This window comes from Holdemania sp. 1001095H_141210_F2 (assembly GCF_015558105.1).
GTDB lineage: Bacteria > Bacillota_I > Bacilli_A > Erysipelotrichales > Erysipelotrichaceae > Holdemania.
Genome location: NZ_JADNPO010000032.1, coordinates 1 through 14,402, shown reverse-complemented (window position 1 = coordinate 14,402; position 14,402 = coordinate 1). Strand labels below are relative to the sequence as shown.

12 protein-coding genes are annotated in these 14,402 nt (G+C 52.8%); all 12 read left to right on the top strand.

The features are described 5' to 3' along the window. Window positions 1-135 precede the first annotated feature (135 nt). The 12 genes from I2G61_RS14020 (at window position 136) to I2G61_RS13965 (ending at window position 14,296) form a co-directional block, all read left to right on the top strand. Entirely contained in the window at window positions 136-933 is a 798-nt protein-coding gene (locus tag I2G61_RS14020) for a ChbG/HpnK family deacetylase (RefSeq protein WP_195548372.1), read from the top strand. Between the two features lie 13 nt (window positions 934-946). Then, on the top strand, window positions 947-1,792 hold the full coding sequence (locus I2G61_RS14015; RefSeq protein WP_195548371.1) for a ChbG/HpnK family deacetylase: 846 nt from the start codon (window positions 947-949) through the stop codon (window positions 1,790-1,792). A gap of 28 nt (window positions 1,793-1,820) precedes the next feature. After that, window positions 1,821-3,011 carry an N-acetylglucosamine-6-phosphate deacetylase gene (locus tag I2G61_RS14010; RefSeq protein WP_195548370.1) on the top strand — a complete coding sequence of 397 codons (1,191 nt, stop codon included), beginning with the start codon at window positions 1,821-1,823 and terminating at the stop codon, window positions 3,009-3,011. 29 nt (window positions 3,012-3,040) lie between these two features. Beyond that, the gene (locus I2G61_RS14005; protein WP_195548369.1) at window positions 3,041-4,429 is read left to right on the top strand and encodes an MATE family efflux transporter; all 1,389 of its coding nucleotides are present in this window, start codon (window positions 3,041-3,043) and stop codon (window positions 4,427-4,429) included. After that, window positions 4,422-5,036 carry a hypothetical protein gene (locus tag I2G61_RS14000; RefSeq protein WP_072684519.1) on the top strand — a complete coding sequence of 205 codons (615 nt, stop codon included), beginning with the start codon at window positions 4,422-4,424 and terminating at the stop codon, window positions 5,034-5,036. Before I2G61_RS14005 ends, I2G61_RS14000 begins: the two co-directional genes overlap by 8 nt. 370 nt (window positions 5,037-5,406) lie before the next feature. Further along, window positions 5,407-7,404: a S9 family peptidase gene (locus I2G61_RS13995; RefSeq protein WP_072684518.1), complete on the top strand. Its 1,998-nt coding sequence runs from the start codon at window positions 5,407-5,409 to the stop codon at window positions 7,402-7,404. 4 nt (window positions 7,405-7,408) lie between these two features. Then, window positions 7,409-9,397, top strand: a complete 1,989-nt coding sequence (locus tag I2G61_RS13990; RefSeq protein ID WP_072684517.1) for a S9 family peptidase — start codon at window positions 7,409-7,411, stop codon at window positions 9,395-9,397. Further along, window positions 9,390-11,381 carry a S9 family peptidase gene (locus I2G61_RS13985; RefSeq protein WP_072684516.1) on the top strand — a complete coding sequence of 664 codons (1,992 nt, stop codon included), beginning with the start codon at window positions 9,390-9,392 and terminating at the stop codon, window positions 11,379-11,381. Before I2G61_RS13990 ends, I2G61_RS13985 begins: the two co-directional genes overlap by 8 nt. Before the next feature lie 74 nt (window positions 11,382-11,455). Next, on the top strand, window positions 11,456-12,607 hold the full coding sequence (locus I2G61_RS13980; RefSeq protein ID WP_006060607.1) for a D-alanyl-D-alanine carboxypeptidase family protein: 1,152 nt from the start codon (window positions 11,456-11,458) through the stop codon (window positions 12,605-12,607). A gap of 216 nt (window positions 12,608-12,823) precedes the next feature. Next, the gene (locus tag I2G61_RS13975) at window positions 12,824-13,153 is read left to right on the top strand and encodes an STAS domain-containing protein (RefSeq protein ID WP_072684515.1); all 330 of its coding nucleotides are present in this window, start codon (window positions 12,824-12,826) and stop codon (window positions 13,151-13,153) included. After that, a complete protein-coding gene (spoIIAB, locus tag I2G61_RS13970; RefSeq protein ID WP_072684514.1) occupies window positions 13,150-13,578 on the top strand; it encodes an anti-sigma F factor in 429 nt (142 codons plus the stop codon). The genes I2G61_RS13975 and spoIIAB overlap by 4 nt, the downstream gene beginning before the upstream one ends. Next, a complete protein-coding gene (locus I2G61_RS13965) occupies window positions 13,571-14,296 on the top strand; it encodes a SigB/SigF/SigG family RNA polymerase sigma factor (RefSeq protein ID WP_072684513.1) in 726 nt (241 codons plus the stop codon). Before spoIIAB ends, I2G61_RS13965 begins: the two co-directional genes overlap by 8 nt. Window positions 14,297-14,402: the final 106 nt, after the last annotated feature.

Genomic DNA, 14,402 nt, shown 5'->3' with positions numbered 1-14,402 from the left:
AATTCGCGATTTTCCCAGCCGCTCTGTTGTTTTCTTTAACGCCGCTATAACTGTGAAAAACAGAAAATTGTTTGCAGTTCAGCTCGGATTTTAAATGACTTGGATTTACAATAGAAGAGAAGGAGGCATAGCCTTATGAAATTACTTGTTCAAGGCGACGATTATGGTTTCACCAAAGGCGTGACGTTGGGGATGCTGGAAGGCATCGACCATGGCGTATTAACCTGCAGCGGCTTATTTGCCAATATGCCGGATGCGGAATGGGCGGCCGCGCAGATGCGCGCCCGGCCGGATTTTTGCTGGGGTATTGACTTCAATCTGGTGACCGGGCCGTGCTGTGCGGATCCGCGCCAAATCCCGCATTTTGTCGACGCCGCCGGAAACTTCATCCGCTCCGGCATAACGGTCCGGGATCCGCGCTGGCAGAGCGAAGCTGGTCGGCGCGCGATGTTTCCGTTTGAAGAATGTTATTTGGAAATCCGTGCCCAGTTTGACCGCTATGTAAAGCTGGTTGGAAAAAAGCCGGGCTATCTCAATGGTCATTCCATCAACCATGAAAATCTGACGGCGGCGATCCGGCAGCTGGCCAGAGAAGAAGCGCTGCCGTATACCAACGATATTCTCGAACAGTTTCATTTTGCCTGGGCGGTAGATATTGGCGGCAATGAAGCGACGACGAAGAAAATCTTTGATCCGGCCCGCCAGGTGAACCGCAATCCGTTGCAGTATTTTATGGATCACGCCGATGACTATCTGAAGCACGAATATGTGTTTGCGGGCGGTCATCCAGGCTATGTCGACGCGGCTCTTTTCAGCCAGACCTCACTGTCAATCGAGCGCTGCCGGGATTTGGAAATGGTTCTTTCGCCGGTGTTGAAGCAATGGATTAAGGAACACCAGGTTGAGCTGATCAGCTATGCCGATTTAATTTAGGAGGAAGAAAACGATGAAATTATTAGTTCAGGGCGACGATTACGGTTTTACCAAAGGTGTTACCTATGGCATTATTGAAGCGATCGACAACGGCATCCTGACATGCACCGGGATGTTTACCAATATGGAAATCGCGCCGTGGGCCGCGCAGTTCATCAAGGAAAGACCCGATTTCTGCTTCGGTATCGACTTTAATCTCGTCGCCGGGCCATCCTGTGCGCCGGCCGAAAAAATTCCGCATCTCGTCGATGAAAAAGGACGCCTGATCCGCTCGAATATTCGGATTCATGATCCCCGCTGGCAAAGTGAGGAAGGCCGCGCGGAATTATTCCCTTACGACGAAGTCTATACGGAGATCAAAGCGCAGTATGACCGTTTTATCGAGCTGACCGGGCGCAAGCCAGGCTATTTAAACGGCCATTCGATTGTTGCGGAAACGATGCTCAAAGCGATGCGTAAGGTCGCTGAGGATGAAGACCTGCCGTTTGCCTTTGATTTTATGCAGATGGCGTTTACGACCTTCTCACTGCCGGAGGAGGAAGACGAGAAAACCAACGCATCAGTATCGAAAGTCTTTGACCCTCAAGCGCAGCTGAAAAAAGATCCGTTAGGAAAATTCCTGAAATATCAAGACGAGCTTTTAAAACACGAGTATGTTCTGGCCGGAGGGCATCCGGGATATGTCGACGCCGACCTGTTCAGTCAGACGTCGTTGTCGATCGAGCGGTGCAAGGATCTGGAATTCGTCACTTCGCCGCTGATGAAAGCGTTCGTTGAAGAAAATCATGTCGAACTCATTGATTATTACGACGTGGCGGAAGCCATGAAGCAGGGCTTGATCAAAAACGCTGAAAAATAGAGAACGGTGTTTTAGAAGGGAGAAAATCATGTATATTCAATCGACGAGAATCGTTACACCGCAGGGGTGCGTCAGCGGAATTCTGCATCTGGAGCAGGGAAAGATCGTTGAGCTTCTGGATGTTCACAGTCCGGTAGCGGTCGATTTGGACGTTCAGGACAATCGGATTTTGCCGGGAATTATTGATACACATAACCATGGAACACTGGGCTATGGCGCGATGGGCTTTGAAGGCGACATCGAAAAGGAGCTGCGCGGATATTTAAAGGGACTGGCCTCCCAGGGCGTGACCGGCGTGCTGCCGACAACGGATTTTGCCGGCTTTGAAACGGTCGCGAAGCTAGCGGAGGAAGACGTGGACGGCGCAAAGGTGCTGGGTATTCATTCCGAAGGTCCATATCTTAACCGCGTCGGTGAAAAGGGCGTGGATACCGGACATCCGGATATCGATCTGGACGAGCTGAAACAAAACGTCGCGAAAGCGCACGGCAAGCTGAAATTGTTCGCAATCGCACCAGAATTGCCCAAGGCCCGCGAAGCGATCGAGTATTTGACTCGTGAGGGCGTGCGGGTGGCTTTCGCTCACAGCAATATGATGCTGGAGGAAGCCAACGAAGCGTTCAGTTGGGGCATTACCGTTTCGACGCACACGGCGAACGTCATGAGCGGGATCCATCACCGCAACATGGGCGGATTGGGCGCCTGTCTGCTGAACGATGAGCTTTATAATGAAGTGATCTGCGATGGCAAGCATATCTGCAACGCGATGCTGGAATTGATGTTCAGGATGAAGCGTGATCCGTTTAATCACTTTCTGATGGTGTCGGACTGCTCGAATCTGTCGGGGGCGCCGGTCGGAAAATTCCGGATGATGGAAGGCTTCCCGGACGTCAATATCACGCCGGACGGCTATTGCCTTTCGGATACCGGGCGGTTGTGCGGATCGACAATGCCGGTGCTGAAAGGAATTGAGAATCTGGTTGAAAACGTCGGAATCGGAATGAAATATGCGGCGCGGATGGCCAGCCGTAACCCGGCGCTGGTTTACGGCTATCCTGACAAGGGCGTGCTGGAAGCCGGAAAGGATGCGGATCTGATCGTGATCGACGATCAATACCGTTGTCTGTACACGTTCAGCGAGGGCCGCTGCGTTTATGACCGACAGAAGGAAGGCGACGTGTTCAATCAGGAATTCCTGAAAACGCACCGGGTCGCTTAGCCTGAAAGCAGGAAAAAACAGGCGATCGCATGAAAGCTGACACCTATTTACTGGCCCATGAAAAGATCGGAACGGCGATGATCAAGCTCGCCGTTCCGGCGGTCATGGTTTCTGTTATCTCGCTGATTTACGAGCTGATCAATTCTTTTTTTATCGGCCGGCTGAACAACACGGCGATGCTGGCATCCATTTCGCTGTCGGCGACGCTGACGCTGCTGATTTCCAAGATCGGCGAAGCGGCTGGCATTGGCGCGGCAAGCTATCTGGGCCGGCAGTTAGGCGCGAAGCAGGAAGATGCAGCGGCCGAAATCGTCCGCACGACGATCACATTTACAGCACTGTTTTCAGTTGTGTTCACCTTAGCGGCGCTGTTACTTCTAAATCCGTATCTCCGCTGGCAGACCCAGGATCCGGCTGTGCTTGGTTATGGGCAGGCGTATGGGCTGATCATGATCCTGTTCGCGGTCTGTACCTCGTTGTATACCGCGTGCATCCAGTTGTTCCGGGCTGTCGGCGATGTGAAGTATCCGATGGTGGTCATGGCCCTCAGCGTGCTTCTGAATATCCTTCTCGATCCATTTTTAATGTTTGATTTTGGCTTGGGTTTGGGCGTTGTGGGCGCGGCGATCGCCAGCGCGGCGGCGCAGTTTGCGGCGTTAGCGCTATGCCTGCGGCGGTTATCGTCGAAACAGACGGCGCTGCATTGGAAGCTGTTTAATTTTCACATTGACTGGCCGATCATCCGCGAGATCTTCTCCGTCGGCTTTGCGGTTTATGTGCGCAACCTGATGTCCAGCGCGGCGATTCTGGTTTTTACCAAGGTCGTGTTCACTTACGGCGTCGACTTCGCCGCCGGCTGCAACGTCGGCAAGTTTACGATGTATTTCGTCAATTTCTTTATTCAGGGCGTAGCGAACGGCTATCTGCCGCTGGCCTCATTTACGTATGGCGCGAAGGACTACCAAAGGCTGTGGGACGCGATCGTCTGGAATCTCAAGGTATTAACGGGTTATAGCCTGATCGCAATCGGATTAGTCGCGTTGTTTGCCCCGGCGTTTGTTTCGGTCTTTACAACCGGGCAGGCGGCGCAGAGCTACGGCGCTCAGTATCTGAAGGCGTATAATTGGTCGCTGCCGGTGTATTCGATTTATTATATTTTCACGATCACGCTGCAGGCTGCCGGAAAGGGGCGGGAGTCAATGATTCTGTCGTTGTTCCGCCAGGGAATCATCTATGTTCCGCTGCTGCTTCTGCTTTCCAGGACGCTGGGGCAGACCGGTGTTTTCTACGCGCAGCCCGGCGCCGATTGGATTACGGTGCTGACAGCGGTAATTTTGTCGCGATCGTTGATCCGTGAAATCTTCATGGGAAAGGAAAAGCAAAAGCGAGCTTCTTTTGCCGGGAAAAGTCATGTTTGAAGTATGGATTATCCTTGTCATTCTGATTTTGTTCGCATTGTCCATTGTCATCCCGAAACGGCTCCGCAGCCGGCTGGCCGGAGAACTGTCAAGCTGTCTGATGACACGGGATTTTGATCGATTTGACCGGTTAATTGAAAAACGGTCGGTGCAGTTTGTCTTCGATCCGTTTAATATTGACTTCATGAAATTAAACGCGGCACTGGTTAAGCAGGATCCGGCTGAGATTGACCGGCGGTTCGCTGATTTTGATCAATGCAGGCTGAATGACAAGCAAAAGGAAGCGGTATATTACAACGCGTTCTATTATTATGTCGCACGCTCGGATATTGCGAAGGTCAGGCTGTACGGCAACCGGCTTTTGAATTTAGCGACCTGTTCGGAAGCATTAAAAGCTGAAACACAGAAATATTACGCCGTGATGATCGATCATTCGTACGCGGATCTGGATGAAGATCTGGCTAAACTGGATCAGCTGGAGGGCGAAGAAAAAGCGAAAGCAGAATTTCTGATCTCCAAGATGTTTGAGAACAAAGGTGACAGTCAACAAGCGAAACTCTATTTAGACCGCTCCCTGACACATCTGCATCCGCAGACGTCAAAATAAATCGCGGCTGACATTATGACGAACAAACAGGGTGGCGGATTCAGCGATAGGACTCATTAATGAAATGGAAGACTGAACCGGAAGGATCTTGAAATAAGACCTGTGGCTTAGTCTTTTTTTGCTTGATTTGGAAATTAGTCGGACCGGCTGCGGTGCTGAGAGCTTATGTTACCCATCAGAAAGTGAGGAACCTGACTCTTCTGCGGCGTTTTTTATATAGACGAAGAAGATGAGGAAAAATCAAGAATGAATCTTGATATGTTGATGTAACAAAATGAAAGAATTTGAAAGAGAATGAAGAAAAAGTGAAAACCAGCGGAAAATCGAACTCAAACATGCTATACTAATACCATATTTTGGGGGTAAAAACATGAAAAAAATCCGCTTAGATCAATTCACGGAATATCGCTTTTGTTCTAATCTTCAAGCCGGACCGAAACCCAACACCGCGGCCTTCGTGGTGACGCAGGCCAACGGCGACAACGGGTATGACAACCATCTGTGGCTGCTGGAGGACGGGCAGGTCCGGCAGCTGACTTCATTTAACGAATCCAATTTTATCTGGGAAGATGAGGAAACGCTGTTGTTTGCTTCCCTGCGGGATTCGAAGGATAAAGAAGCGCTGGCTGCGGGCGAGGAGCGCACGGTTTTTTACCGGCTGAATATTCATCAGGGCGAAGCGCGGAAGGTGATGACGATTCCTTATACGGTCACCGGTTTTAAACGGATGAAGGACAGCCGGCTGCTTCTGACGATCCGCTATCATCTTGACTATTCCCGCATGGCTGAGCTGCCGGAACAGGAAAAGCAGGCGTTGTTAAAGAAGAAAAAAGAAGAACAGGATTATCAGATTGTGAGCGAAGCACCGTATTATTTTGACGGCGCCGGATTTACTAACGGACTGCGCAGCCGCCTGGCAGTCTGGGATCCGAAACGGGGAACCGTGGATTTCCTAACCTCGCCGACCTTTGCGGTTTCCGGACTGGAGCTGGAAGCGGAAACCAATCAGGTTGTTTTCTGGGGCGCGGATTTCACGACGGTCAAAGAAGTGAAGGACGGGCTGTACCGGCTGGATCTCACGACGAAAACGATCGACTGCCTGATCGAACCGGGCCAGATGAAGATCAGCTTCACCCAGGGGTACTGCGGTGCGATTCTGGCTGCAATGAGCGATGGTGAAAAATATGGCGCGGGTGAAACGCCGAAACTATATTTAATTGATCCGCAGACCAAGGCCCGAACGCTGTTTAACGACAACGACGCGACGTTTGGCAATGCTGTCGGCACGGACTGCGCGTTTGGCGGCAGCGCGATGAAGAAGATTGCGGGCACGGATTTCTATGCCGTGATGACCGATGCTGATCATACGCCGCTGTTTCGCTTTGACAGTCAGGGACGCCGGACGGAGGCGCTGCCGTTTGACGGCGCGATCTTCGGTTTTGATCTGCAGGGAGATACGGCCTATTTGATCGCGATGAAAGACATGAAGCTGCAGGAAATTTACGAAGCAAACTTAAAGACGGGGGAATGCGTGCAGCGCTCGCATTTTAACGACGCGGCGCTGGCTGAATGTTATGTAGCGATGCCGAAACGGCTCGACTATGCGCAGACGCCGAATCCGCTTTGGGGCTGGGTGCTGGAGCCGAAGGACTATGATCCCTCGAAAAAATATCCGGCGATTCTGGATATTCACGGCGGGCCGCGCGGCTCCTATGGACCGGTCTTCTATCATGAAATGCAGCTGTGGGCCAACGAGGGCTACTTCGTCTTCTTCTGCAACGTCCATGGCTCTGATGGCCGCGGCGACGCGTTCGCCGATCTGCGCGGAAAATTCGGAACGATCGATTTCGACGATTTTATGCAGTTTACCGATGCCGTGCTGAAAGCCTATCCGCAGATCGATCCGAAACGTTTAGGCGTGACCGGCGGAAGCTACGGCGGCTACATGACCAACTGGATCATCGGTCATACGAACCGATTTGCGTGCGCAGCTTCGCAGCGTTCGATTTCCAACTGGGTCTCGGAAAACATGGTGTCCGACATCGGCTTCTCCTTCGGCAACGATCAGATGGATGCCACGCCGTGGAGCGATGTGAATAAGATCTGGGACCAGTCGCCGTTGAAGGCCGCGGATCAATGCGTTACCCCGACGCTGTTTATCCATTCGTTTGAAGACTACCGCTGTCCGATTCAGGAGGGCATGCAGATGTACAACGCGATTGTCCATCATGGAGTGGAAGCCCGGATGTGCCTGTTCAAAGGCGAAAGCCATGGTCTCAGCCGCGGCGGCAAGCCGCTGCACCGGATCCGCCGGCTGCAGGAAATTACCGACTGGATGAACCGCTTCTGTAAGCAGGAGGAGAAATAATCCTATGAATAAAGTAACGATTGATTTTTTTGATCAGGCGCATTTCTTATCGAACCTGAAAGCAGCTCCTGATGGATGCCGCGCTGCCTTTCTTGAATGTCAGTGCCGCGATGAGGGCTATGCGAAAAGTCTGTATCTCTGCGATGGCCATCACACCGCACGGTTAACCAGCGAAGGCGTCTTGGATTATGTTTGGGAGGATGATCAGACGATTCTGTTTTCCGCCCGGCGCCGGATGGGGCAGAAGGACAGCTCGCCGTATGGCGAACAGACCGATCTGTACCGGATTGATATCCGGGGTGGGGAAGCCCGTCCGCTGATCAGTCTGCCGCTGGCGATTGAACAGATGGAGAAGCTGAACGAACAGGAGCTATTAGTGACGGCGGAGGTGCGCAAGGACTGCCCAGATTTTGCGTTATTGACAGAAAAAGAACGTCAGGACGTTATGGACCGGCGCAAGGCGGAGAAAGACTATCAGGTTGTCACGGAGTCACCGTTTGTGCTGGATGGCAGCGGCTTTATCGAGGGCACCCGCAGCCGCCTGTTTCGCGTTAATTTGTGTGATGGGAAAATAGAAGCTCTGAGCGAACCGCTCGAATCCGTCAGCCAGTTCACCGTTGCAGACGGCCGGGTTTTAATGAGCGTGAAAAAATTTGAGGTTGTGCGTGGGGAACAGGATGGCTTAGTCTGCCTGGATCTGGCCGCAAATCAGCGCCGATGCCTGATCGAGCAGGGGCGGATGCGGATTCGCCAGATCGGCTGGCGTCAGGGGCAAGCGGTTTTCTTCGCGTCCGAAAATAAAACGTTTGGAACGACGGAAAACCCGAAGCTCTATCAGCTGGATATTGAGACAGGTGAAATCCGTTGTCTGCTGGATACGGAAAACCACATCGGCTCCAGCGCGGTCATGACGGACGTCATTTATGGTTCCGGCCGGCAGGTACTGTTTTCCGACGAGAGCGTGCTGGCCGTGCACACGGACCGTTATGCGGACGAGGTTTTACGGATTGATAAACACGGCAGCGAAGCGGTACTAAGCTGGCCGGGAGCGATTCAGGCGATTGAAACGGTCAAGGGTCAGCTGTGGCTGATCGGCTTACAGGATCAGAAGCTGCAGGAGCTTTACAGCTGGGATCCGGAAACGAAAACGGCCCGGCAGCTCACGCATTTTCATGACGAACTGTTGACAGAAACCGAGATCGCCAAGCCGGAGCATTTTATGGTCAGCCGCGGCAGTTATGAGCTGGACGGCTGGATTCTGAAGCCGGCAGACTTTGATGAGAAACGCACCTACCCCGCGATTCTGGATATTCATGGCGGACCGAAAACGGCGTATGGCGAGGTGTTCTTCCATGAAATGCAGTTTTGGGTGGCACAGGGCTATATCGTCTTTTTCTGCAATCCCACTGGGTCTGATGGTAAGGGTGACCGGTTTGCCGATCTGCGCGGCCGCTATGGGCAGATCGACTATGAAGATCTGATGGCCTTTACCGACGCCGTGTTAGACCGTGTGCCGCAGATCGATACGCGGCGCTTGGGCGTGACCGGCGGCAGCTACGGCGGCTACATGACCAACTGGATCATCGGCCATACCGACCGCTTCGCGGCGGCGGCCAGTCAGCGCAGCATCGCCAACTGGGTGTCGATGATCGGCACGGACGACTGCGGCTTCACCTTCGATACCGATCAGATGGACGCCGATCCATGGAAGGGCATGTTAAAAATCTGGGATCAGTCGCCGCTGCAGTTTGCGGATAAAGTGAAAACGCCGACGGTCTTTATCCATTCCTTTGAAGATTACAGTTGTCCGATTCAGGAGGGCATGCAGATGTACAACGCGATCGTCCATCATGGGGTGGAAGCGCGGATGTGCCTGTTTAAAGGCGAAAGCCACGGCCTGAGCCGGATCGGCAAGCGCCATCACCGCGTGCGCCGGCTGCGCGAGATGACCGATTGGTTCGATCATTATTTAAAGGAGAACGCGCATGAATAAAATTACGATTGACCATTTTCAGCGCGTGCAGTTTCTTTCCGCACTGGCGCTGTCGCCGGCCGGTCAGCCGGCCTGGGTGCGGACGCGGATTGAAAATGATGCGTATACCGGCCAGCTGTTTGTGCTCGATCATGACCAGCCGAAACAGCTGACCTCCGGCAATGAGAGCCTGTTTGTCTGGGACGATGAAAAGACGCTTCTGTTTATTTCCAGCCGCGGTGAAAAGCCGCAGCCGGAAGCGGAGTCCACGTCGTTTTATCGGATCCGTATCGACGGCGGGGAGGCGGTCAAAGCCTTCACGCTGCCTCTGAAAGTCCGGCAGATCGTTCCGGTCAAAAAGGGACTTTATGTTTTGACTGCCCAGATTGATCTGACGGCGGCGGATTATTGGAAAATGAGCGAGGCGGATCGCGAAGCCGTGCATCAGCGGCGCAAAGCGGAAGCAGACTATCAGATCGTCAGCGAACAGCCGTACTATCAGGACGGCGCCGGTTATACCAACGGTCTGCGCAGCCGGCTGTTTCTCTATGACGAAGCTCAGGATGAATTAAAACCGCTGTGTGAGCCGCAGTTTCATGTTTCCCGCGCGGTTATCAGCCCGGATCATGGCCATTTAGTGATTTCCGGCGCGCCGTTTGTTAAAGTCCGGCAGCCGAAGGAAGGGCTGTACCGGATGGATTTGGACACGCTGGAATCTCATTGCCTGTTGGAGCCGGGACAGTTCAGCATTGCCGAGATTCAATGGCTGTCCGGTACGCAGATTCTGGCGGCGATGAGCGATCAGAAACGCTATGGGGCAGTTGAAAATCCGTTCTTCTACACGCTTGACGCCCACACCGGAAAACGGGAACTGTTGGCGGAAAATGAAGAAAGCTTGGGCAGCGCGCTGGGCAGTGATTGTCAATACGGTTCGGGAAAACAGACGCAGATGCGCCCGGACGGACTGTTCATGGTGCATACGCTTGGAGCCTTCGATGAAGTCCGCTGTCTGAAAGCGGATGGTACCTGGCGCACAATCATGCAGCTGGACGGCTCCATTCAGGCGCTGGCCGTGACTGACGAAAAGCTGTGGCTGATCGCGATGCTGGGGCAGAAGCTGCCGGAGCTGGTTTGTTTCGATCTGAAAACAAATGAGCTGCGTCTAATGAGCGCTTTTAACGAAGCGGTGCTGAAGGATTGTTACGTCGCAGAACCGGAGCCGCTGAGCATTCCGGCGGGTGAGTTCCAGGTTGACGGCTGGGTGCTGAAGCCGAAGGACTATGATCCCAATCAAAAATATCCGGCAATCCTCAATATCCACGGCGGACCAAAGGCTGCCTATGGCCCGGTATTTTTCCATGAGATGCAGTTCTGGGCCAGCGAGGGATATTTCGTGATGTTCTGCAATCCCCGCGGCTCCAACGGCAAGGGCAATGCGTTTGCCGAGCTGCGTGGGCTGTATGGAACGATCGATTACAACGATCTGATGAACTTTACCGACGCCGTTCTGGCGGCGTATCCGGCGATTGACGCTGAACGAATCGGCGTAACCGGCGGCAGCTACGGCGGCTACATGACCAACTGGATGATCGGCCATACGGACCGCTTTGCGGCCGCGGCCAGTCAGCGCAGTATCGCCAACTGGGTTTCCTTAATCTGTTATGCTGACATCGGTTTTACCTTTGACAATGATCAGATGGGGGCCGACCCGTGGAGCGACGTGCAGAAGGTCTGGGATCAGTCGCCGCTGCAGTTTGCGGATAAGGCCAAAACGCCGACGCTGTTCATCCATTCGTTTGAAGACTACCGCTGTCTGCTTCAGGAGGGCATGCAGATGTACAACGCGCTGGTGCATCACGGCGTTGAAGCCCGGATGTGCCTGTTTAAGGGAGAAAGCCACGGCCTGAGCCGGATCGGCAAGCCGTCCCACCGCGTACGTCGACTTTATGAGATTACCGCTTGGATGGATCGCTGGTGCAAGCCGGCAACAGAAAACAAATCATAGAAATCAGGCAGAAAACAAGCTGCCTTTTTTCATATTTTGGGCGCTTCTCCATACACTGTTAATGAGGTGTCGATATGAAAAAACTTGCCAGTATCGTAATTGCGCTGTCCTTATTTCTCGTTTCCGTCCATGCGACGACCTCGCAGGGCGTCGATTTAACGCCGTCGGCAAAAGCGGCGATCTTGATTGACTATGAAACTGGGCAGATTTTGTATGAAAAAAATTCGTCTGCGAAGCTGTATCCGGCGTCGATGACCAAAATGATGAGCTTGCTTCTGGTGGTGGAGGCGATCCATAACGGCAAGCTGAGCTGGGATACCGAAGTGACGGCTTCCGCGCATGCTTCCTCGATGGGTGGCTCGCAGATTTTCCTGGAAACCGGCGAGGTCATGACGGTGGAAGACCTGTATAAGGCTTCGACGGTCGCCAGCGCCAACGACGCGATCGTCGCGCTGGCGGAAAAGGTCGGCGGCAGCGAGGAGAACTTTGCCGCAATGATGAATGAAAAAGCGGAACAGCTGGGCTTGGAACAAACCCATTTCGTCAATGCCACCGGCCTGCACGACGATAACCATTACTCCTGCGCCAAGGATATGGCGGCGATCGGCCGGGCGCTGATTCAGGAAGGTCAGGACGATATCCTGCGCTTTACCTCGACGTATGACGACTATATCCGGGCCGATACGGAAAACAAATTCTGGCTGGTCAACACGAACAAGCTGATTCGCACCTATCAGGGGATGGACGGCCTGAAGACCGGCTACACGACTCAGTCGATGTACTGTATCACGGTGACGGCCAAACGCGACGGTCTGCGTCTGATCGGCGTCGCGATGGGCGAGCCGACGCGCGATGTCCGCAACAGCGAAGCTTCCGCGCTTTTGGATTATGGATTCAGCACCTACGGCTATCAGATCGAAATGGAAAAAGGCACGCCGGTAACAACGATCAAGGTCGATAACGGCAAGCCGGACGAGGTCCGTCTGGTCACCAAAGAGGCGATCGGCCACATCGTCGCCAAAGGCGCTCAGTCTGCCTTGATCAATACCGAGATTGTGCTGGACAAGAAAAAAGCACCGATTCAGGCTGGCGAAACCGTCGGCCGGGTAATCCTGCATTTTGAGGATGGGACGCAGATCGGTCAGGATCTGGTGGCGGAAGAGGCGATCATGCCGCTGGATTTCATTGATATTCTTTTGAAAACCTGGAAAAAACTGTTGTTCTGACAATTCGCGACACGACCCGTAGTCCGGGATAAACGCGCAAAAATGATGAACTATCCCGATGAAGCCGCTGCTTTCTCAGCGGCTTTTTTACGTTGGAAAACATTTACCTGTACCCCGGCGCACTATGAAAAGAATGTCGTAAAAACACTTGTTTTAGCGGATATTTCCACAACAAAAAGGGCTTCCATTACAATGAAGAGGAAAGGAGGATGCAGTATGAAGTGCATTCAACAGGACGATGCTTTGATCTTCGCCTTCTGCGGGGATCTGGACAATTTGTCGATTCTCAAGATCAAGGCCGACGTAATCCGTGAAATAGATCGGGTCCAGGCACCCGTGGTGAAATTTGATTTCAAGGACGTGACCTTTATCGACAGCACCGGTATCGGTTTTTTATTAGCCCGCTACAATCAGGTTCAAAGCTACCAGGGCGAGCTGATTTTAAAGAACATCTCACCCGCTATCCGCCGGCTGTTCGCTTTGTCGGGGATCTTTCAGATCATGCGGGTGGAAAAGGAGAACGATAGAAAAGAGGTACATGTATGAACCGGATGACATTGAGCTTTGACGCCAAGCTGGAAAACGAGGCGTTTGCCCGCACCAGCGCCGTGGCTTTTCTGATGCCGCTCAATCCGACTGTGGATGAGATCATGGAGATCAAAACCATCCTGGCCGAAGCGGTCGTCAACTGTATGATTCATGGTTATCAGGGTCGGGAGGAAGGTCAGGTCCAGGTCAGCGTATCGTATGATGAAACCCATCGGGTTACGATCGAAGTCCAGGATTCAGGCATCGGGATCGAAGACATTACGCTGGCCCGTCAGCCATTATACACGACGCGGGCGGATCTGGAACGATCCGGAATGGGGATGACAATTATGGAGAGCTTCTCCGACGAATTTGAAATCTGTTCTCATCCTGGCGAAGGCACAACCGTCCGGCTTGTCAAGCAGCTCCAATTTCATGAATGATCAGCAGGAATTCTTCGATCTTCTGCATCAGGCCCAGCAGGGCGACGAACAGGCCCGGGAACAGTGTGTGCTGCGCAACGTCGGACTGGTCTGGTCGATCGTCAACCGCTTCAAGACGCACTCCTCGGCCCAGGACTTGTTTCAAATCGGATGCCTGGGCTTAATGAAGGCGATCAACAACTTCGATACCAGCTATAATGTGATGTTCTCAACCTATGCCGTGCCGATTATTCTCGGCGAGATCAAGCGCTATTTCCGCGACGAAGGCCAGATGAAAATTTCCCGATCGCTGAAAGAACGTTACCTGCAGGTTCAGAAAAGCCGCGAACGGCTGGCGCAGAAGCTGCAGCGGGAACCGACATACCGGGAGATCGGCGAGGATTTAGACGTGGAGGAAAACGACGTCATGTTAGCGATGGAAGCGAATCAGTTTCTGGCTTCAATGGACGAGGCGTTTTATCAAAAAGACGGTTCGACGATTAAGCTGGAAGACAAGGTCGAAGACCGGCATGGCGAAGATGTGCCGATGAAGCTGGCGCTGAAAAAGGAGATCGGGCATCTGGAACAGCGCGAACAGTATCTGATATACCTGCGCTATGAATTGGAATATAATCAGGAAGCGATCGCTAAAAAAATGGGAATCTCGCAGGTTCAGGTGTCGCGGCTGGAAAAGAAAATTCTGAACAAGCTGAAATGTAAACTGACAGAGGACGCATGAGGAGCAGACGCTCCTTTTTTATTGGAGAAACTGCGGGCTTAATTGTGATGAAATGATGAAAAATGAAGAAATAGCGGGGCTTTTCGCAAAAAAGCGCAATAGGTAT